A 21661-nucleotide genomic window follows, 5' to 3' on the forward strand; every position below is an offset into this window, starting at 1 on the left:
CACAAGAGAACTAGGAAATAAATTATCAGAATGTTCGAGTTCCTGGCAAAATTAAGTAGTGTAGAATAGAATAAAGACGTCAAATGCTTACATAAGGTGGTATCGCTTTTGTTAAAAGAATCTATTTTAATAGTAGAAGATGAAGAAAAAATTTTAAGATTGCTGGAAATAGAATTAGAATTTGAAGGTTATGAAATTGGAAAGGCTACAAATGGTATAGATGCCTTAGAATCCTATCGCGCAAGAAATTGGGATTTGATATTACTTGATGTTATGTTGCCAGAAATGAGCGGAATAGAACTTCTCCGACGCATTCGTGTAAAGGACTCATTCATTCCAGTAATTTTATTAACAGCCAAGGACTCCATAGAAGATAAAGTATCCGGTCTTGACCTGGGAGCCAATGACTATATTACAAAGCCTTTTCGTATGGAAGAATTACTAGCAAGAATACGAGCTGTTTTAAGGATAAAGCAGGCCACAGCACCAAAATTGGAAGAGAATGACGAGTGGATATATGTAAGTGACTTAAAGATAAATGAAAAAACGAGAGAAGTCATTCGAAGCAAAAACGATATAACTCTAACACCAAAGGAATACGATCTACTTTTATATTTACTTAAAAATAAGCGTCAAGTTTTAGACCGTGAGCAAATTTTAGAGGCGGTTTGGGGCTATGATTATTTTGGAGAAACAAAAATTGTTGATGTTTATATTCGTTATCTCCGAAAAAAAATCGACGCTGACTTTGATTATCCATTAATTCATACAGTAAGGGGCGTAGGCTACGTCTTAAAGGAAGTTACATGAAACTACGAAATAAAATAAATTTATATACTTCGGTGTTATTTATCGTTTTATTAGTTCTAATGAATACTTCTATCTACCTTCTTTTCAGTCATCTTATGATGTCAAATGAACTTGATCGCGCCAAAGCTGAAGTGGAAAAAATCGCTTCAGATGTGCGGCGTGAAATTGATCGAATTGCACCTAACAAGCTTCTCCTAGCCTATGTGCCAGTGAATGGGATGATCCAAGTATTAAACGAGGATTTGACAACTGAAGCAAAAATAACATCTGCCTCAGAGACAGCCTTAAAGTCACGAAAAAGCAACTTTTCTGCGGGCGAAGTAAGCAAAATAATTTCGTTTGGAAACAAGCAGTATGTTTTTGTTTCCTATCCAGTCGTTTGGAATGACGGGCGAGTTGTTAACCTTCAAGTGATTAGTAGTATACATGCAACAGATGAGATGATTAAGATTCTGGGTATTGTATTAATTGGTGTAACTATTATCGCGATGATACCTGTTTTTATTTCTAGCAGAATTCTTAGTAATTTAATCATACAGCCAATCAGACTAATGATTAATACGATGAAAGAAATACAGAAAAGTGGTCACTTTAAAAGACTTAAGCTTGAAGAGACTTCTGAGGAAGAGCTAGTGGAAATGGGTGAAACCTTTAACCATATGATTGATTTGCTACAAACTAACTTTGAAAAGCAAGAACAATTCGTATCGAACGCTTCTCACGAACTAAGAACTCCCTTAACTATTATTGAGAACTACTCGGATCTTTTAAAACGAAGAGGCCTAGAGCGACCAGACCTATTTGAAGAATCTATAGAAGCGATACACTCAGAGTCTGTTCGAATGAGAGAAATGACGGAACAGCTCTTACAATTAGCAAAACCTCAGGAACAATGGAATATCCAAATGGAACAAATAAATGTAACAGAACTCGTCTTGGAAACTGCTAGTACGTTTCAAAACACCTACCAAAGAGAGATTTCCGTCGAAAGCAATGAAATGTTTACTGGTTATACCGATCATCAAAAGCTAAAACAACTTCTTTTTATATTTTTAGATAATGCCAGAAAGTACAGCGAAGAACGCATTACTATATATGTTAGTGCTACCTCTAATGAAACATTTATACAAATTGAAGATAGAGGAATTGGAATCCCAAAGGCAGACTTACCAAAAATATATGATCGATTTTACCGTGTCGATCAAGCTAGAAGCAGAAAGCAAGGAGGGTCAGGTTTAGGACTTACTATGGCAAAAGAAATAGCCAAGGCAATCGGGGCACGAATCGAACTGAATAGCTTAGAAAACCGCGGTACAACGGTTACACTTTTTTTAAAAACGAAAAATGCTAAGTAAAATAACAATTTATTTCTCACCATTTTTTAACTTTCCCGTTATATACTATTGCCACAAACTGTTACAAGGGGGATTGCACAATGAAGACAAAGAAATGGGTATGGGTATCTGGAGCTATACTCCTCGTTTCCCTACTTTTAATCGTATGGTTTCAATGGCTATCTCCATCCATTTCTGCTCAAGGGTTATCAGAGGAAGAAGCGAATGCTGTTGCGATAGACCAATATGCAGGAGACATTATCCGAACGACAAAAACTCATGATGAATACCAGATAGAAATGCAGATTGAAAATGGTATATACAATATTAAGATAGATGCAAAGAGCGGAAATATTCTTTCCTTGAAACAACTTGAAAAGGCCAAAGAACAACCTGTTGAGCCTAAAGAGCCGCCAACAAATACTGAAGATGGATCCCAAAGTGAGAGTAACGATCCTACAACACAAGATCCTGCACCAAAAGAAAACACGGTAATTACGGAACAGGAGGCACTAGATATCTCTGCAAAACATGTAAATGGTTTAGCAGATGATGATACTGAATTACATCAACCACCAGACCAAGCCCCTTATTACTTGGTTGAAGTAGAAATTGAAAATGGCGAGGAAGATCGAGAAGCTATCGTTCAAGTCGATGCATATACAGGAGAAGTAAAATCCGTTAATTGGGAAGATTAATTTCTTTTATACTTTTTCTTACCGAATTTTAACCTTCTTATAACCGTCCTTTCTTTTTCTCTGTTTATTATATAAGTGTAAGCCAAATTAAACAGAGGAGGAAACAACATGAAAAAGATGGTAATAGGGACTTTGGCAACCGCCTTAGTTATAAGTGGTGCAGTCGGAATTAATGCATTTGCAGAGGATGACGTAAAATTTTCTACAGAGCAAAGTAATAAACTAATCGGTATTGAAAAAGCAAAAGAAATTGCATTAAAGGAAGCTAGCGGTAAATTTGATAGTGTTGAATTAGAGACGGAGAACAAAAAAACATATTACGATGTAGACATTGATGTAGATAAAAATAAAGAAATTGAAGTAAAAGTTGATGCTTATACAGCAAAGGTGTTAAGTGTTAAAGAAAGTGATAACGATGACGACGATGACGATATGGAAGCTAGCGTTAAAACTACATCTACCACATCGCTGATCTCAGAAAAAGATGCAATTGCCCTTGCTAAAGAAAAAATAAACGGAGAAGTCATTAAAATCGAATTAGACTCAGATGACGAAAGATATGAGTATGAAATAGAATTACGTACTAAAAAAGGGGAAGCAGAAGTTAAAATCGATGCAAGTACTGGAGTTGTACTAGAGTTTGAATATGATGATGACGATGATAAATAAAATTAACTAAAAATGAGAAGGTTCTAAAACAATATCCAATTGCTTTAGAACCTTCTCTCATTGTATTGATTTCTACCTGTCATATTAAATATCTATTGAATGCTCGGTCTAAGATTATCAGGCAATGGATTTCGATAGGCACTTTTTGTGCTTGCGGCTAATTCTTGCTTCGCTAAATCTATTAAGTCTGGTTTTTCAAAAATCTCAATGGCACTTGCTGCAAGAGCCTTTCCTGCGTATAATAATCCCTTATGAGCCAGAGAGGTTTTTCCTTGAGAGACAAGTTGCCAAGTGTGAAGTGGAGTGCCTGCTACAAAGCAAGTAGTAAAAAATTGAGCGGTTGGCACGATCCAACTAACATCTCCTACGTCTGTCGAACCCTGCATCACTTCTCTATTTTTCACATAAGGTATAATCTCTTCAAAAAATGGATTGCCTTCTCTATAAAATTGATCTGTGATTTGGTAGCTCGATAATTTCTCTGCATCTAGAATTGCCGTTTCAACCTCTTCAGATGTAATAGTTTTGGCCATTTTATGAGCATAATTCAATTCTTCCCCATTATATTCCGGCAAACCAAAATGTTGTAATTTTTCATTTATTATCATATTTAATGTATGGTTTGGTATGTAATTTGAACATGCCTTATCAAAACGAACGGATACTTTGGTTTCCGTCATTAAAGCAGCTCCATTTGCAATGTTAATAACACGCTGATAAATTTCTTCTACATCTTTTAAATGAGGGGCACGAATGAGATACAATACCTCTGCATCTGATTGTACAACATTGGGAGAAGAGCCTCCCGTGTTTGTAACGGCATAATGGATTTTGGCATCTGAGATAATGTGTTCGCGTAAATAATTGACACCAACATTCATCAGCTCAACTGCATCTAATGCACTCCGTCCAAGATGGGGAGAATTTGCTGCATGAGATGCTTTTCCTTCAAAAGAGAAATATACTTGATAATTTGCGAGTGAGGAGAATGAAAAAACACCCGTATAAGAATTAGGATGCCATGTAAGCGCAACATCAATGTCTTTAAAAACACCATCTCTCACCATAAAAGTTTTACCAGATCCCCCTTCTTCTCCAGGACATCCAAAGTATTTGATAGAACCCTTTACTTTCTTTTGTTGAATTAGTTCCTTTATTGCAAGAACTCCAGCGATTCCTGCTGTACCCAATAGATTATGTCCGCATCCATGCCCATTTGCACCTTCTTGTAAAGGTTCTCGTATATCTGATGCTTCTCTTTGACTCAGACCTGACAAAGCATCGAATTCCCCGAGTATACCAATGACAGGCTTTTCTTCTCCAAAGGTAGCTGTAAAGGCTGTTTCAATTCCACCTACTCCACGTTCAACAATAAAGCCCTTTTGTTCTAAAAAATCACTTAATATTTTCGATGATTGATATTCTTGAAATCTAGTCTCTGGTATGTCCCAAATTTGATCACTTAACGCTATTATTTCCTCTCGTCGCTCTTCTATTAACAACTCTATTAAATCTGCTAGATTATCCATTTAAAGTTTCCCACTTTCATATACATAAATTTGTTCAATTGTGGCTAACCAAGTTTCCAAAACAATTGGAAACACGTCCTCATCGATATCAAATTTCTCATGATGATGTCCAGCTGATAGTGTTGTTCCAAAGATGGAATACGTTGCAAGTCCACCTTGCTTTTGAACATGATTCATCATATAGGTAGCATCTTCTGAACCGGCCGCAAATTTAGTAAGAGGAATTACTTCCACTAATTTATTTACAGTTTTTGCTGCATCCGTAACTAGTTCTATTAATTTATCAGAAGATGAACAAGTTTTGGCCGATCCCACAACTTTACAAGAAAGCTCAGTCCCATACATTTTGGAAGCTCCTTCTAGCACAGTTAAAGCTTGTTGATGAACATAGGAATGGACTTCGCTATTTTCACCACGAGTTTCAAGCTGTAAGGAAGCATGGGCTGGAACAATATTCCGCCCATCACCCGCAATACATGTTCCGACATTTATCCGAGAAGCACCTCCACTATGCGGGGAAATTCCATGAAGGCCTAGAATAGCAGATGCCGCAGCTAATAAAGCATTTCTTCCCTTTTCTGGCTCAGCTCCTGCATGTGCTGCCTTCCCTTTAAACGTTGCATCTATTTTAGTTGTAGCTAAAAATCCATTTGTTCCAGCAATCACGGTTCCTAATGGTACCCCAGTTCCAACATGCATACTTAAAAAATAATCCACCCCATCTACTACACCAGCATCCACCATGGATTTTGCCCCACGCACTCCTTCTTCCGCTGGTTGGAAAATTATTTTAATCGTCCCTCCTATGTACTCCAAGCTTCCTGCAAGTATTGTTGCTAAGCCTAAACCAAGAGCACTGTGGGCATCATGTCCACACGCATGCATAACTCCCTCATTTAAAGAACGAAAACCTTTTTCTGTAGGTATATGCGATGCACTATTAGTTTCTAAAATTTCCAAAGCATCCATATCAAATCGAAAAGCAATAGTAGGTCCAGGCTTGTATCCTTTAAGTGTCCCAACCACACCTGTATATCCTCCTACCATTTTTTCAAGATATTCTTGATATGCTCCAGTATTTTTTGCACGCTCATAACAAGCTTCTAACTGTTCATCAGAAGGAACACCCATACGCTCCTCTGTTAACACTTCTTTACCGATCTTTACTTCAAATCCTAAATGATTTAATTCATGCGCAATAATGGAGGCTGTGCGGAATTCTGTCCAGCCTGTTTCTGGATAACGATGAAAATCCCTTCTCCATTCACATATCTGCTCCATTAAATTAGGAGTTATAGTAAACCCATTCATCTTATTCACTCCTTAAATTTATAAACTAGAGATATAAAGATACCCCTGGCCCAATAGGAATACCGAGTAATGCAAAAACGAGCAACAAAATAATCCAAATAATCAGAAAACCGATTGTATAAGGAATCATAAGAGACATGAGTGTACCTATTCCCGCTTTTTTATCATACACGTGCATGAATGATAGAATAATAGCGAAATAAGGATTTAATGGCGTCACCATATTGGTAGAAGACTCCCCTACACGGTAAGCTAGTTGTATAAACGCCGGGTGATAACCAAGCACCATAAAGAGCGGAATAAACACAGGACCCACGAGTGACCATAATGCAGAACCACTAATGATGAACAAGCTTAAAAATGCTGTTAATAATACAAATAGCACAATAACGAATACATTTGTCATATTTAAGTGAGTTAATATTGCTGCACTATGTACCGCTAACCAAATAGCAATATTGCTCCAGTTAAAATATGCAACAAATTGAGCAATCATAAAAATTAATACAATATATCCAGATAAAGTTCCAATTGCCTCTGTCATCAATTTAGGAACGTCTGCAGATGATTGGATTTTTTTCGTACTTACCCCATAAACAATCCCTACGACTAAAAAGAATAGAAACAAAACTGGCACGATCCCTGACAAAAATGGTGATCGCAATAAGGTTCCATCTTCGTTTAGCAAAGGAGAATTAGGTATAAGCATAGCTCCAACAACAGCAGCGATGAATATTAGTGCAGCAATCAGTGAATTACGTAAACCTCTTTTTTCTAGGGTACTTATCTCATTGGAAAGAGATTGTTGCTCTCCCGTATAAGCTCCTAATCTCGGTTCTACATACTTCTCGGTAATTAGTGTACCTAGTCCAGCCAAAACAAATGTAGAAACACTCATAAAAAACCAGTTATCTAGTGGTGTCACAATAATATCGGGGTTAATACCTTGTGATATTTCTGTAGATATTCCAGATAATAGAGCATCTGTACCAGCAATTAATACATTTGCCGTAAAACCAATTCCGGTACTTGCTAAGCCAACTGCCAATCCAGCAATTGGATGACGACCGACCGATAAGAATACTAGTGCAGCTAATGGGGGAATTACAACAAATGCTGCATCGGAAGCAATATTCCCTAAGATTCCAATAAAGAAAACGGTAAATGTAATAATCTTTCTAGGTGTATTGAGTATTGCTCTTTTCATAAGCATTTCTAGCAACCCGACTTTTTCAGCTAAACCTATTCCTAACATGACAGTTAGTACTAAACCTAACGGTGCAAAGTCTGTAAAGTTCTTTAGAGTATCAGATAATATAAACTGAATACCTTCATAAGACAAAATACTTTTTACTGCTACAGTTTCCTGCGTATTCGGATGAACTACAGCAGCTTTAAATAAACTTAATATCCATGATAGAATAACGAGAAGAACTGTTAGATAAAAGAATAAAATAAACGGATGTGGTAACTTATTTCCCACTTTCTCCACGAAAGATAAAAATCTTGAAAACCTATTTTCACTATTAATCTCTTCGTTATTTTCAATTGTGCTATTCAATAAAACCACCCCTTCGATTAATTAAAGACCCCTTTGTCCCATGTCTTTAAATAACAGGGTAAACTAAATTAATTACGAAAGTCAATATGTTTTTAGAAAAAGGAGAAAAATTGAAAAATGCCAAGAATTCTTATTTTTACAACAGAAAATTCTTTAAAATGGGTTAAAAAGGCTGAGGCATTACAGCTAGAAAATTGTGAATTTGTTTACACAATTTATGATAGCCTCGCACATTTACACGCAATTTTTTTAGATAAAATACAGTTGGTGGATGGGATATTATTTAGTGGACAAATACCTTATTTTTTCGTTAAACAACATTTTTCAGATGTACTCATTCCGATGTTACATTTCGATGTCACCCAAGCTGATTTTTATCGGACACTTTCTGAATATATCTATAAGAACAAAGACTTCGAGATGAAAAGATGTTTAGTAGATTTCTTATACGAGGAAAATAATTATCTGGGGATAAAGGAATGGACTTCAGAGGAAGATTTACCCTATATCTTTGACCCTAGTATCCGCGCATATGCGGATCTTGATGTATATGATAAAATTCGAGATCTCCACGTTGATATGTGGCAACAAAACAAAGTAGATGTATGCATGACTAGATTAAGCAGGCTACCAGAAATATTAAAACCATATAATATTAACTTGTTATTAGTAGTTCCTTCTGACCGAAGTATGATTATGAAAATAGAAGCATTGTTAAAAGAAATACAACTTCTTCAATTAATAGAGAATCAAGTTGTTATTGGTCATTTAGAGATAGCTATTAATAGGAATAACGTAACGGAATTAGAATATCGACAAATGTCCTTATATAAAGCAATACTGGATTTTAGCAAACAAAATCATATGTCTTTTATTATTCATAAAAATGTTTTGTATTATGAAATTATCACGAATTACACTGACTTTAAATTGATTACAAACGATATGACTAGCTGTCAGCTAGTACCCTTTCTCTCCCACGAATTACAGTTTCCTGTTCATATCGGCTGGGGGATAGGTCATTCGATTCAAGAAGCACGATCAAACGCTGAAAAAGCTTCACAAATGTGTGCAGCACTGGAAACTCAGGCTTACATTTTGTCTAAAGAAGAGAAGTTGATTGGACCATTGGGCGATAAAAATTGGATACAGGTAATCACACAGTATGATTCTGGTATTGAACAATTAAGCGGGAAATTAAACACATCTCCTCTACAAATTCAAAAAATTATTGCCGTTATGGACAAGCTTCAATCTAACATACTGGCGTCAGAGGATTTAAGCAGTCATTTAGGTATCACGTCAAGAGCTGCTAATCGAATACTAAAAAAACTAGAAGAACACGGAGCTGCTACAGTTTTAATGCAGCAACAGAAAAAACTACGAGGACGTCCAAAGAAAGTATATCAAGTCCAATTTGACAAAATAGAATAAAGTTATTTTAAAGACCATTAGATGATGTATCAACCAACATCTAATGGTCTATTTTGTCGTGGTACTTTCGCATTAACACATATTATTTAAAATGCATTAGTACTAGGGATTAACCACTAATTCATGGTGAAAGTTATGTATAGTTTTGAATGATTAAATCTGCACTGGAACAATCTAGTCGAGTTTGAAACATGCGAATATCATTGATCCGCTTCTTTACGAGGACTGGAGAAGCATTTTGGATTAATAAAAACGACTTCCCGTTTATATTTAAACGATAAGCCGCTTTTAAATTTATATTTTCTTAACGAATTCAGATTTTAATTTCATTGCACCAAAACCGTCAATTTTGCAGTCAATATTATGGTCTCCATCTACTAATCGAATACTTTTTACTTTCGTGCCGATTTTTAATGTAGAAGAGGTACCCTTTACCTTTAAATCTTTAATAACAGTTACGGAGTCGCCATCATTCAATACGTTTCCGTTTGCATCTTTAACGATTTTTTCATCTTCCTTTTCTTCACTCTCAGTATCTATACTCCACTCATGCGCACACTCTGGACAAACAAAAAGATTTCCATCTTCATATGTATATTCTGAGTTGCATTTCGGACAATTTGGTAAAGCTGGCATATTGTATTTCCCCCATTTCATATACTGCATCCTATTATACTAGAATTATTTATTATTTCATCCTACATCCATGAAAAAGGAATGTTTGATAGATGATGACGGAGAAAGCACTTCAGGAGGAGGCGGCAACGATGTAAAAATAGAAATAATGGATTAGTACTTTTGGAGGTGCTAAGAGCATTAAAATTATATTTACAATAGTTCAACTTCAACATTTTCCTACTAAAAAAGCCGTTTGATAAAAATATCAAACAGCCTAATAATAAGATTTAATTAGTATTGATACTTCACCTTAACAATTGCATTTATCAAAATTTGTCCGGGTTCAATTGGTGTAGAGAAAGTCTGGTCAGCCATAGCAACTGTTTTATAAAGAATCGGTCCCGTTTCCCTTTCTTCTACAACTTCAATTGGTTGAGGGTGCAAAGTCAATTTCAAAGTCTCTGCAATTGTTTTTGCTTTTGTTTGAGCATTTTGAAGTGCTAAACGAAGTGCTTGTTGGTAATAAGGATCAGCATTTTCTATTTTAAATTGTATTCCAGAGACACGGTTTGCCCCATTTTGAATAGCAGTATCAATGACACTTCCTATTTTGCTTGTATCTCTCACCTTGACAGACAATGCATTTGTAACCTCATAACCTCTAAATATTTGTTTTCCTTCCACATAATCATATTGAGGAAGAACATTAAATGCAGCTGTCTGAATATCTTCTCTCGGAATATTCAGCTGTAAAAGGGATTGTATTACTTGGTTCATAATATTTGCATTTTCCTGCTGTGCTCCTCTTACATCTTTTCCTTCCGTACTTACCTCTATTTGGATTTGGGCATAGTTAGGTTTTACAAAAACCTCACCGTCCCCCCTTACCGTTATGACCCGTAAAGGAGAAAATAAATGGCCTCGCATAGATTGATAATACATCAATTGCCACCTTCCGAATAATTCATACTAACTATCCTATGCACTATGTATAAAAAACTTGTCATTTATCGCTAGGTGATTTGCTCACAAAAATCGATTTCGTTCATAGACTAAACAATGATGACAACACGTTTTATTTATAAAGGAGTTGTATATATGAATGAATCGAAGGTACGTTTATTTCCACTTGCCCTTTCCACGAAAAATAACCAAAGTACTTTTAACCTCAATCCTTGGTTAGATTTTATAGAAGAACAGATATCATTAAACATCCATTTAATTGAAAGTGTTGCTGAGCTGGAGAAGTCATGTAAAAAAATTTTAGAGGGCGTGCAAAGACAAGAAGAAGTATTAAATATACAAGGAAAAATTCACAGAAGGCAGTATGAACATCTGAAGAAAAATGTAATCGAAATCAAACATGCCTCAAAAAGCTACAAAACCTCTATGAATGAGCATTTGAGTAAGCAAACTGCATTTAACAAGATGATGATTAGACGATCTAGTATTCAAAATGAGGTATTGAATCGGATTCAACGAAACAACAATAGACAAGAGAGTATTCTAAAGAGGTATTTTGAGACAGCCTTAGAGAAGCTTGATAAAAATGAGGTCAATACGAATCAATCAGTGGAAAGATTAGAAGCTCTTGAATCAATAATAGAAAAAATAATTGCAAAAATAGAGCTGGAAGAAAAGATAAAATAGGAACGATTGAATGAATAAAAATGTTCGCTGCGTATATTGTAGGATTTTTAAATCACTTCTATAATTTTAAGAGTATACACTCTTGTCGCACGCTACACCATCGAGTCTTCGCAGGATGAGTCGCTTCGTTCCCCATCCTTTGCGGGGTCTCATTCTTCGGGCTCTTTAGGCGTGTAAGGTAAACATCCTGAAAAAATTCATTAAATGGTACCCATTCAGTACAAATCCTAAAGCCTCTCTTTGAGACTAGCACCCTTAAAATATCCGTTGAAACATTACAATTTCAATGAAAGAAGTTCCCAAGGAATTACTATAACTTTACATATTAACAAACCAATAGATATCCAGCATTTGCCGGATATCTATTTTATGTTTAATCTAAAATCTTTACTTTAACTGTTTTGCGTCCCCAATTGATTGCATCTTGTTTATCTGGCATAAAAATATCTATTTTGTTTCCTTTAATTGATCCGCCAGTATCTCCAGCAATTGCTTCACCATAGCCTTCTACCCATACACGGGAGCCTAATGGAATAACCGATGGATCTACAGAGATAACTTTTTGGTTCGGATTAGCAATTAAGTCGATTCCAGTAGCTGTCACACCAGAGCATCCTTCACAAGAAGCTGTGTAAGCAGTAGAAGTAACCGTAAGCTCTTTTGCTGTAGATTCTTCAGGAGTTGAAGTTTTAACAGCTGCTGGTTCTGTTGTTTTTGCAGCTGGCGCTGGTGCTGGTGTTGTAGTTTTTGCAGTAGCTGGTGCTGGTGCTGCAGTTTTTTCTGTAGCTGGTGCTGGTGCTACAGTTTTTTCTGTAGCTGGTGCTGGCGCTGCAGTTTTTTCTGTAGCTGGTTCTGATGTATTTTCAGTTGTATTAGTTACCGGTGCTTTATGTAAGGAAGCCGAATCTACTTTATGCTCAACCTTTTTCGTTCCTTCAATAACTAATTCATCTCCAGGAAAAATTAAATCGCTTGTAAGCTGATTACTTTCCATTAACTCATCCACCGACAGACCATGTAAAAGTGCAATTTGGAAAAGTGTTTCACCTTGAACGACAACATGGGTTTCTTGTACCTTTAACTGCTGTAATGGATATATTAACGTTGAATCTAGTTCGTTCCATTCTTGTAAATCTTGTACACTTACGTTATTTTCTCTAGAAATAGCCCAAAGTGTATCTCCTTTTTCTACCGTATGAACGGTTGATGCGGAAGCTTGTCCCGCCGCTCCTACTGATAGTGCTGCGATTGCGGTTAGTGCAACAATGTGTTTTTTCATAAAATGAATTTCCTCCCTTTCACTAACGAGACTTATCTTACCACGCAAAGATGTCAGTAGCATTTCAAAATGGTTAGAGAGATTTATCAATTAAATGACAAGTTTCTGCACATTGTTATATTTGTAATATATATAAGAAAATCGTTGAAACGGCTCCCTTTCCGCGGGCGTTACCTAAGCATCCTAGGCCAACACGATGTTGGTCATGCAATCGTTGCCGCAAAAGTTCTTTTGCGACGAGCTTTGCGCAGGAGCAGGATGTGGCGAACTTAGATTGCCTTCCCCTCAACTGCTGGACCGAGCGAAGCGAAGGAAGCGGCTGAAGCCATGCCGGCGGAACGCGTCCGCATGGAACGGAAATGAACGGGTCTTGCATTAATAAAAAATTTCTAAAAGCATTTAAATGGAACAGGGACGGACTATTCCTTCAAACTAAAGAACGATTGCACGTTACACATGCAATCGTTCTTATAAATTACCAAACTACTCTTTGACGACGTTTATATACTTTGTTTTCTTTGTAATTTTTCTCTCCTTCTTTTCCAATTCCTAAATAATGCTCTCGTACTTCTTCGTTAGATAATAGATAATCTGCATTCCCCTGCAGAACAACTCTACCATTCTCCATTATATATCCGTAATCGGAGATGGAAAGCGCAACATTAGCATTCTGCTCTACTACCAATATTGAAGTACCTTCCTCTTCGTTAATCTGTTTAATGTTCTGAAATATCTCTTTCACGAGTAACGGTGCAATACCTAAGGAAGGCTCATCAAGAAGCAATAATTTGGGTTTAGCCATGATACCCCTACCTATTGCTAGCATTTGTTGCTCTCCTCCTGATAGGAAACCCGCTTTTCGTGATTGTAAGGCTTTTAGTTTAGGAAAATAAACAAATATTTTCTCCATATCTTCTTTTATATTTGTACGATCCTTACGCGAATAAGCCCCGGCCATTAGATTTTCTTCAACTGTTAAGTCTCTAAATACGCGCCTGCCCTCCATGCAAAGAAATATTCCATTCCTTACAATCACATCCGGTGTAATATCATTTATATTCTTTCCTTCAAATTGGATTGTACCATCTGTTATTTGCCCTCCATCACCGTTAAGCAATCCAGAAATAGCTTTTAAGGTAGTGGATTTTCCCGCTCCATTGCTACCAAGTAAAGCAACAATCTTACCCTCGGGTACTTGAAGTGACATCCCTTTCAAGGCTAAAATGATTTTCGAATAGACCACTTCTATATTATTGACCTGGAGCATAAATATCCTCCTTTCAAGAAAAATATCTATATATTAGTCTTTATGGCTAAAGTAATCCGTTAACGGCTCCCATTTTCCGTCTTTTACAATACCTAGTCGTGTTTGCTCAGTACCAGTATGATTATCTGCACTAAAGCTAACAGGAGCCCCTAACCCACCAAGATCTAAATCTTGTAAAGACTCAAGACCTGAACGAATTTCTTCTCCAGTTAATTCGCCATCAGGATGTTTTTTTGCAGCTTCTTCAATACCTGCAACTAAAATTTTCGCAGTAGTCCAACCTTGAATAAATTTTTGATTAATATCATCTATTGTCTTGCCTTCAGCTTCTAAATATTCTTTAATCTCTGCCATTCCTGGAAGATCCTCATAAGGCATTGCATGCGAAAGAATACCAATATACCCTTCTGCAACATCTTCTCCTACTATAGAAATTACACCTTCACCTGAAGCCCAGTTCAACCCAATGAATTGCGTGTCAATTCCAAGCGTATTAGCATCTCTTAAAATTGTAGCTGTTGCTCCCCATGTTTCTTGAATAATAGCATAGTCAGGATTTTTCTTTTCCATATTTAATAATTGAGATTGGGCTTCTGTCGCTCGAACATCAACAATTTGTTCATCGACGACTTCAATTCCAATTTCTGCGGCATATGCTTTAATATCTTCAATTGGAGAACGACCAAACGCTGTGTCGTTATACAATAGCGCTAAGGTTGGATTAGAACCTTTATGGTTTTCTTTAATCCATTTTAAAACGGAACGTCCTTGGTCTGAATAAGATGCTGCAGCTAAGAAGTTATATGGGCTTTCATCTAAATTCTTCAAACTCTCTGAGTATGAAGCCGAGAAGAATGGAAGCTTATCGTTCGCAACTTGCTGACGCAAAGCTTCCGTATCCCCAGTACCCCAACCAAGTACTGCAGAAACCTTTTCTTTATCTCTAAGTTCCTGATAGATTTTCTGTGCTTCCGGAATTTCATAAGCATAATCTTTTCCTGTTAACTCTAAACTAATCCCCTCTACTCCACCTTTACTTGCTAAATACTTGAAATATGCTTGTTCTCCCTCGGCATATGGTGTTCCTACATCGCCAGTACCACCAGTAATATCGTAAAGTCCACCAATGACAACCGTTCTTTCAGAAACATTACCATTTACAGCCACTTTATCATCCGAACATGCACCAAGTATTAATGCGGCAGACAATATTCCGATTAATGCACTAGTAAACTTTCTTCTGCTTTTCATTCATAATCCCCCTCATATTCATATATAAAGAAGCACACATTTTTTTAAATACGGCTTCTGCAATCCCTTTGTTTAATAAGAAAATGGCCATAACCTAAAATACTTTTTAATATTAAGCCAAATATGAGCTAATCCTCCTGGTTCAAAAATTAAAAACAAGATAATTGCCGCTCCAAACACAAAATCTTTAAAAGCCGAAAACAATTGATACAGGTCAGGCATGAAACCTGCTAGTACATCAATGAGTGAACCAAGGCCTATCGGTAAGAGCGTAATAAAGGCAGCACCTAAAATAGAACCAAATACACTACCTAGTCCTCCAATTAATATCATCGCTAAATATTCAATAGAAACATGGAAATTATAAAGTTCTGGGCTTACAATCATCGTATAATGTGCGAGCAATGCACCTGCTATTCCTACAAAAAAGGAGCTGATCGCGAAAGCCATAACTTTATATTTGAATAAGTTGATACCCATTATTTGAGCTGCTATATCTCGATCGCGAACTGCCAAGAAAGCTCGTCCAGTGCGGGTCCTTAATAAGTTAGTTGCATACATTACCGTCAACAACAAAATAATCACGCATAAGTAGTAATAGCCAGTATTACTCGATAAAGAAAACTCCCCAATAGTCGGACGACTAAGAACCATCCCTGCTGTGCCACCTGTCAAACCGTCCCACCTACTAATGACAAAGAGAATAATGACCTGTGCCGCTAGGGTTGCGATAGCTAAATACAAACCATTTAAGCGTAAGGATGGAATTCCAAAAAGACCTCCTATAATTGCTGTAACAATTCCAGCTAGTGGTAGTGAAATCCAAAAACTTAAACCTAATGTAGATGTCAAGATTGCTGATGTATAACCACCAACACCTAGAAAAGCACCCACACCTATTGATATTTGACCCGTAAACCCTGTTAAAATGTTTAATCCAATTGCTCCAACAGATGATATTGCACATAACGTTATTAGTCCAATCCAGTAATTGGACACAAATAGAGGAAGTGAAAGTACCACGAGAACGATAAGTAGTGCTTTTATTTTAGAACCGGTAGTTCCAAACATTTTCATATCATCACTATAAGAAGTTTTATAGTTACCGCTTTCCCTCACGAACAGATTTCGCACAATCTCACACCCTCTCGATTCTTCTACTGCCAAATAAGCCATGCGGTTTTAACATCAAAATGAGCAAGACAATAATAAATGGAACAACGTCTTTTAAGCCCCCTCCTACAAGGGGATCTAAATAACCTCCAGCCATGTTTTGAATAATACCGATTACAAAGCCACCAACTATTGCGCCTAATACACTATCAAGGCCACCTAGAATAACAACTGGCAAAACAGTTAAACCTATTGCGGACATTGTTGGGCTAAGACCATTTATATTACCAAGAAGTACCCCACCAACAGCAGCCACTACTGCTGCAATTGTCCATGTTGCGGCATAGACATATTTCACACTCATTCCCATTGATAATGCTGCCTGTCGATCGTCTGCAACTGCACGCATGGCAATCCCCATTTTGGAGAACTTGAAGAAAAGTGAAAATAAAACGAGTAGGACGATTACTACGATAAATGACCACAAATAAACAGGTGTTACGATAACCCCCGCAATATTTATTGGGGTTAAAGGGAAAACAGGTGGAAATGTTCTTGTCTGGTGACCCCATATCATATGCACTGCACCACCTAATAAACTCGATAACCCAATAGTAGCCATGATGACAGACACAACAGGAGCATTCTGTATTGGTCTAATCACAAGCCTTTCGACGACGAGGCCAAGAACTGCACTAAAAACGAGTGTTATGAGTAATGCAAGAATGAATGGTATTTTATAAGCCGTCATTAAGATTAAACAGATATAGGGACCAATTATAACGAATTCTCCGTTCGCTAAATTCAACGCTCCACTAGCTCTATATATTAAGACAAATCCTAATGCAACCAGTCCATAAATACTTCCAACTACTATCCCGGTTACAAGCATTTGAAGAAAAAACGTCATGACTATGCCACCTCCTGTTTAATGTTCAACTGAATGACCTGCAAACTTATCTCCTCAATAGATTCCATTTCCGAACTACCCATTGTCACTTTAGAAAAATTAGAATACATTCCATTGATTAGCATCTGATATTTTTCCTCAATATATTTTCTTCTTACCTTTAATGTTCTTGTGAGCTCACCGTCATCTGCGGTAAATTGTTTGTGTAGTATGGAAAACTTCTTCACTCTCGCATATGCTGGTATTTGACTCATTAACTCCGTAACTTGTTGTTCTATAAACTCAACAACTTGAGGATTCCTCGCAAGATCTGAGTATTCTGTATAGACAAGCCTTTGCTTATCTGCCCAACGTCCAACACTGTTTAAATCGATATTCACAATAGCTGTCATATAGGGTTTTTCCTTGCCGAAGCATACAGCCTCCTGTATATAAGGACTGGATTTTAATTTGTTTTCGACAATCCTCGGATAAATGTATTTCCCACTTTGATCTGTAATAATGTCTTCTTTTCTATCAAGAATATAGAGATGCCCATCTTGCCCCAAACGTCCACAATCTCCCAGCGTGATCCAACCATCCGTCATTGATTTGTGGTCTTCTTCATGTAGATACTTTGCGAAAGTGGCTGAATTTTTTACAAATATAGATCCACCCTCCCCAACTCTTACTTCCGTACCAGGTAGAGGAACGCCCGAACTCTCCACATTGATGTCGTCATCTTGTTGAACAAATGCGATTCCTGCAAGCTCTGTTCCACCATAAGTTTGCTTTAAATTTACTCCGATACTATGAAAGAAATGGAAGGCATCTGATTGAAGTGCCGCTCCAGCAATATACGCTCGTTTTATTCTTGGGAATCCCAAATGATCACGAATTGCACTGAAAACTAACAAATCGCCAATTTTATACATCAGCTTTTCTTTAAAAGAAACTTCTTGCTTGTGGAGCTGGGCCTGTGCCATTATATCTCCGTATTTCTTGAAAGTTTGATAGACTTTTTTCTTAAACCAGCTTGCCCCTTCCATACGTATAGTGAAGTTCGACAAAATAGTTTGATAGACTCTTGGAGGTGCAAGCAGTGTATGTGGACCTATCTCACGCATATCACCTATTACTGTATGCGGTTTTTCAGGAAAGTTAATAACGATTCCAGTTGTTAATGGTATAACTCCACTCATCACCTGCTCATGAATCCATGATAATGGCAAGAAAGAAAAGTAGTCATCTTTAGGTTCCATGTTATCTACTAATAAAAGGCTTTTAGCGGCTTCCATTAAATTTTCATGTGTAAGAATTACACCTTTTGGATTTCCAGAAGTAGCTGCACTATACGCAATAGCAGCATAGTCGTCTCCGAGCAATCGCTCAGTTTGTTCACGGAAGAATGTGGGTTTTTTTTCTATCAAGGATGTCCCTGCAATTAATACATCATCAAAATCGACTAATTTAGAATGCTTATAATGACGCATTCCTTGTTTATTGTAAAAAATGATATATTCCACCATTGGAATCTGATCTTCAATTTCAAGCAATTTATCTACTTGCTCTTGATCTTCCACCACCACGATTCGCGCTTGGCAATCGTTTAAATAATAGACAATTTGTTCTGGCAGTGATTCTTGATATATACCAACTGCCATCCCGCCTAAACTTTGAGCTGCCATATATGAATAAAGCCATTGCGGTCTATTTTCTCCAATAATAGCCAGTTTTTCATCCTGCTTGAAACCGTAATTTTCAGAAAGGGATATCGTCAACTGCTCCACTGTTTTTAAATAGTCACCCCAAGTTATTTCATTCCAAATACCATGGTATTTTTGTCTAAGTGCAACCTCGTCTCTATGGTTGTTTGCTCGTTCCGCTAAAAGATTAGGTAATGTTTTCACTGCGCTCATTGTTTTTCCCCTTTCTAAATAACGGTTTCTTCCCCGATATAAGCTTTTATAACTTCTGGATTATTTTGTATTTCATCTGGTGTACCAAATCCAATGCGTTTACCAAAGTCCAAAACCGCAATATGATCAGACAAATTCATGACAATTCCTAAATCATGCTCAATTAATACGACAGTTATTTCCATTACTTCATGCATATCCAATATAAAACGGGCCATCAAATCCTTTTCAGAGTTGTTCATTCCCGCCATCGGCTCATCCAATAAGATTAACTCCGGTCCCAGTGCCAACGCCCTTCCTACCTCCACACGTTTTTGTAGTCCATACGGAAGGGTTCCTACCGGCGTATGTCGAATGTCTTGCAACTCTAAAAACTCAATAACCTCTTCTACTTTTTTTCTATGCTCAATTTCTTCATTGGCAGCCTTTCCTACATATAGACCTCCGCTAATTGCACTAGAGTTCATCAAAGTATGTCTTCCGAGCTTTAGATTATCTAGTACAGACATATGAGCAAACAACGCTATATTTTGAAATGCACGGGCAATACCAAGGGACGTTCGATTATAAGGTTTCATATTAATAATTTCATTTCCTTTATAACGAATTGATCCGCTGGTAGGTTGATATAAGCCACTTATGCAATTGAGCATACTAGTTTTCCCAGCTCCATTTGGACCAATAAGTGAGAATATCTCTCCTTTTTTTATATGATAGCTGACATTATCTAATGCTTTTACCCCACCAAATTGTAATGACACATTCTCTATTTCTAATATAGGTTGCACTCGAACCACCCCTTCTGTTTGTAAGCGCTTAACCTTTTAGCTTTTTCTGAATATTACTTTACTGATTATCATCTTGTCAATGTATTTTATGATACATAAGAACTACTTTTTTGTCGTATTATGTAATGGGCGTTTTTGTATTTTTATGTGATAAAAGTCACAAAAATGAGATTATTTTTTCAAATTTAAGCGTGTTTTACCTATTATTAACTTTTCACTATTCATTTTCCTAATTATTCAACGTAAAAAAACTCCTTTCCTGACGAATTGCAGGAGAAGGAGTTACTCTATTTATTCTGTTTTCGACAAATTCATCTTAATTTAACCTTTTTTCATCATGCATAAATGATGAATTTTTCTTTATTTTTTTTAATAATTTGTCATGCAACCTTGAAAGAATAATATATGCCAGGAGAGAACCAACTAAAGCTAAAAACATATCCCATTGGGCATCCCATTTATCTCCTTGCATTCCTAAAAAGTCTTTAGAAACTTTTCCTCCTTTGGAAATTTTGGTGCTCATCCATTCAATGATTTCATATAAAGCAGCAATGGCAAGTGATATACTCATAGTAATTCCAAACAACCAAACTCCTTTCGTCAAAGCCGTTTTGCGGAGTAATAATTCTCTAATTACTATAACTATCATTCCCTTAAGCAAATGACCAAATCGATCATAATTATTTCTCTTCAAATTAAATTCTTCTTTAATCCAATTAAAAAATGGTACCTCTGAGTAAGTATAGTGGCCTCCTATTAATGTCAAGATAGATAATATTGCAATGATGAAATAAGAGAGAGTTGTAAAGCGAAACTTTTTATATGTCGCTAAAAGAATGATTATTACAACTACACTAGGACTAACTTCCGCTAGCCAATCCAAATAGGTTGCAGGCTTAATTACTGACCAAATGAAAAAACCAGAAACAACTATGAGTAGAAATAAATGTACCTTCGCACTTTTATGCACATCCACGTGTATACACTCCTCCATCCCACGCAAAATACTTCTATAAGTATAGTTTATCCAAAAATCCCGATTCGAATCCGTGCGTTTGATTTGGTAAAAATCAGGGAAAATGCAAGCTAAGGAGGCGATAGCAATGCCATGGGACAAAAAGGATTATCCAGACTCAATGAAAAATTTAGACCCTGATGTAAGAGAGAAAGCGATTGAAATTGCCAATGCTTTGTTACGAGACAATTATGATGAAGGTCGAGCAATCGCCATAGCAACCGCACAAGCACGAAAAGCGATTAATGGAGATGATACCGACCGTCCAACGTATGAAGTAAAAGCAAGAAAAGATGAGTGGACACTTATGAAATCAGGCGGAGAACGGGCAATTTTCGTGGAAGAAACGAAGGAAAAACTGTTGGAAAAAGCAAAGCCATATGTTAATGACAATAATGGAGTCCTTGAAATCTATCAAGAGAATGGATCCCTTGATGATACTTTATATGAATAGATAAAAAAGTATGACCCATCCTACAGGAGTCTCCAGGATGGGTCAACACGTTAAAAGATAAAAAATGTAATT

20 protein-coding genes are annotated in these 21661 nt (G+C 36.7%); 7 read left to right on the plus strand and 13 right to left on the minus strand.

The genetic code is table 11. The features are described 5' to 3' along the window. Positions 1–108: 108 nt before the first annotated feature. The 4 genes from AN959_RS04695 to AN959_RS04710 all read left to right on the plus strand — a co-directional run bounded on the left by AN959_RS04695 (position 109) and on the right by AN959_RS04710 (position 3511). Positions 109–810: a response regulator transcription factor gene (locus AN959_RS04695; protein WP_056828698.1), complete on the plus strand. Its 702-nt coding sequence runs from the start codon at positions 109–111 to the stop codon at positions 808–810. Beyond that, positions 807–2165: a cell wall metabolism sensor histidine kinase WalK gene (locus AN959_RS04700; protein ID WP_056828700.1), complete on the plus strand. Its 1359-nt coding sequence runs from the start codon at positions 807–809 to the stop codon at positions 2163–2165. The genes AN959_RS04695 and AN959_RS04700 overlap by 4 nt, the downstream gene beginning before the upstream one ends. 80 nt (positions 2166–2245) lie before the next feature. Beyond that, complete coding sequence (locus tag AN959_RS04705; protein WP_056828702.1) at positions 2246–2842, plus strand: PepSY domain-containing protein; 597 nt, start codon at positions 2246–2248, stop codon at positions 2840–2842. Positions 2843–2950: 108 nt separating this feature from the next. Next, entirely contained in the window at positions 2951–3511 is a 561-nt protein-coding gene (locus AN959_RS04710; protein WP_056828704.1) for a PepSY domain-containing protein, read from the plus strand. A gap of 92 nt (positions 3512–3603) precedes the next feature. Here the strand turns inward: AN959_RS04710 and AN959_RS04715 are convergent, their stop codons facing one another. From AN959_RS04715 to AN959_RS04725, 3 genes are read right to left on the minus strand one after another with little or no spacing between them, the layout of a single operon-like run. Beyond that, positions 3604–5040 (minus strand): M20 family metallopeptidase, encoded by a 1437-nt coding sequence (locus AN959_RS04715; RefSeq protein WP_056828706.1) that lies wholly within the window; start codon positions 5038–5040, stop codon positions 3604–3606. Then, a complete protein-coding gene (locus AN959_RS04720; protein WP_056828708.1) occupies positions 5041–6351 on the minus strand; it encodes an amidohydrolase in 1311 nt (436 codons plus the stop codon). Positions 6352–6376: 25 nt separating this feature from the next. Further along, positions 6377–7912: an AbgT family transporter gene (locus AN959_RS04725; RefSeq protein WP_253278870.1), complete on the minus strand. Its 1536-nt coding sequence runs from the start codon at positions 7910–7912 to the stop codon at positions 6377–6379. A gap of 117 nt (positions 7913–8029) precedes the next feature. Between AN959_RS04725 and AN959_RS04730 the strand changes: the two genes are divergently transcribed. Then, positions 8030–9346 (plus strand): hypothetical protein, encoded by a 1317-nt coding sequence (locus AN959_RS04730; RefSeq protein WP_056828709.1) that lies wholly within the window; start codon positions 8030–8032, stop codon positions 9344–9346. A gap of 294 nt (positions 9347–9640) precedes the next feature. Here the strand turns inward: AN959_RS04730 and AN959_RS04735 are convergent, their stop codons facing one another. Then, entirely contained in the window at positions 9641–9982 is a 342-nt protein-coding gene (locus AN959_RS04735) for a zinc ribbon domain-containing protein YjdM (RefSeq protein ID WP_056828711.1), read from the minus strand. A gap of 273 nt (positions 9983–10255) precedes the next feature. Next, positions 10256–10906, minus strand: coding sequence for an SIMPL domain-containing protein (locus tag AN959_RS04740; protein ID WP_056828713.1), 651 nt, complete (start codon positions 10904–10906; stop codon positions 10256–10258). Positions 10907–11062: 156 nt separating this feature from the next. Between AN959_RS04740 and AN959_RS04745 the strand changes: the two genes are divergently transcribed. Continuing rightward, a complete protein-coding gene (locus AN959_RS04745) occupies positions 11063–11614 on the plus strand; it encodes a hypothetical protein (RefSeq protein WP_056828715.1) in 552 nt (183 codons plus the stop codon). Positions 11615–11987: 373 nt separating this feature from the next. Here the strand turns inward: AN959_RS04745 and AN959_RS04750 are convergent, their stop codons facing one another. From AN959_RS04750 to AN959_RS04785, 8 genes are all read right to left on the minus strand, one after another. Beyond that, positions 11988–12893 carry a 3D domain-containing protein gene (locus AN959_RS04750; protein WP_056828716.1) on the minus strand — a complete coding sequence of 302 codons (906 nt, stop codon included), beginning with the start codon at positions 12891–12893 and terminating at the stop codon, positions 11988–11990. 475 nt (positions 12894–13368) lie between these two features. Further along, entirely contained in the window at positions 13369–14160 is a 792-nt protein-coding gene (locus AN959_RS04755; RefSeq protein WP_056828718.1) for an ABC transporter ATP-binding protein, read from the minus strand. Positions 14161–14193: 33 nt separating this feature from the next. Continuing rightward, complete coding sequence (locus AN959_RS04760; protein WP_056828720.1) at positions 14194–15411, minus strand: ABC transporter substrate-binding protein; 1218 nt, start codon at positions 15409–15411, stop codon at positions 14194–14196. Between the two features lie 72 nt (positions 15412–15483). Continuing rightward, complete coding sequence (locus AN959_RS04765; RefSeq protein ID WP_371256500.1) at positions 15484–16548, minus strand: branched-chain amino acid ABC transporter permease; 1065 nt, start codon at positions 16546–16548, stop codon at positions 15484–15486. Between the two features lies 1 nt (position 16549). Then, positions 16550–17434 (minus strand): branched-chain amino acid ABC transporter permease, encoded by an 885-nt coding sequence (locus tag AN959_RS04770; protein ID WP_056828724.1) that lies wholly within the window; start codon positions 17432–17434, stop codon positions 16550–16552. A 2-nt stretch (positions 17435–17436) separates the two neighbouring features. Further along, positions 17437–19332 (minus strand): AMP-binding protein, encoded by a 1896-nt coding sequence (locus AN959_RS04775; protein ID WP_056828727.1) that lies wholly within the window; start codon positions 19330–19332, stop codon positions 17437–17439. A gap of 14 nt (positions 19333–19346) precedes the next feature. Next, on the minus strand, positions 19347–20120 hold the full coding sequence (locus AN959_RS04780; RefSeq protein ID WP_056828729.1) for an ABC transporter ATP-binding protein: 774 nt from the start codon (positions 20118–20120) through the stop codon (positions 19347–19349). A 316-nt stretch (positions 20121–20436) separates the two neighbouring features. Then, entirely contained in the window at positions 20437–21096 is a 660-nt protein-coding gene (locus AN959_RS04785) for a DUF2238 domain-containing protein (protein ID WP_371256487.1), read from the minus strand. A gap of 127 nt (positions 21097–21223) precedes the next feature. Between AN959_RS04785 and AN959_RS04790 the strand changes: the two genes are divergently transcribed. Continuing rightward, positions 21224–21589 (plus strand): hypothetical protein, encoded by a 366-nt coding sequence (locus AN959_RS04790; protein ID WP_056828732.1) that lies wholly within the window; start codon positions 21224–21226, stop codon positions 21587–21589. Positions 21590–21661: the final 72 nt, after the last annotated feature.

The sequence above is a fragment of the Psychrobacillus sp. FJAT-21963 genome, from assembly GCF_001420585.1.
Classification (GTDB): Bacteria; Bacillota; Bacilli; order Bacillales_A; family Planococcaceae; genus Psychrobacillus.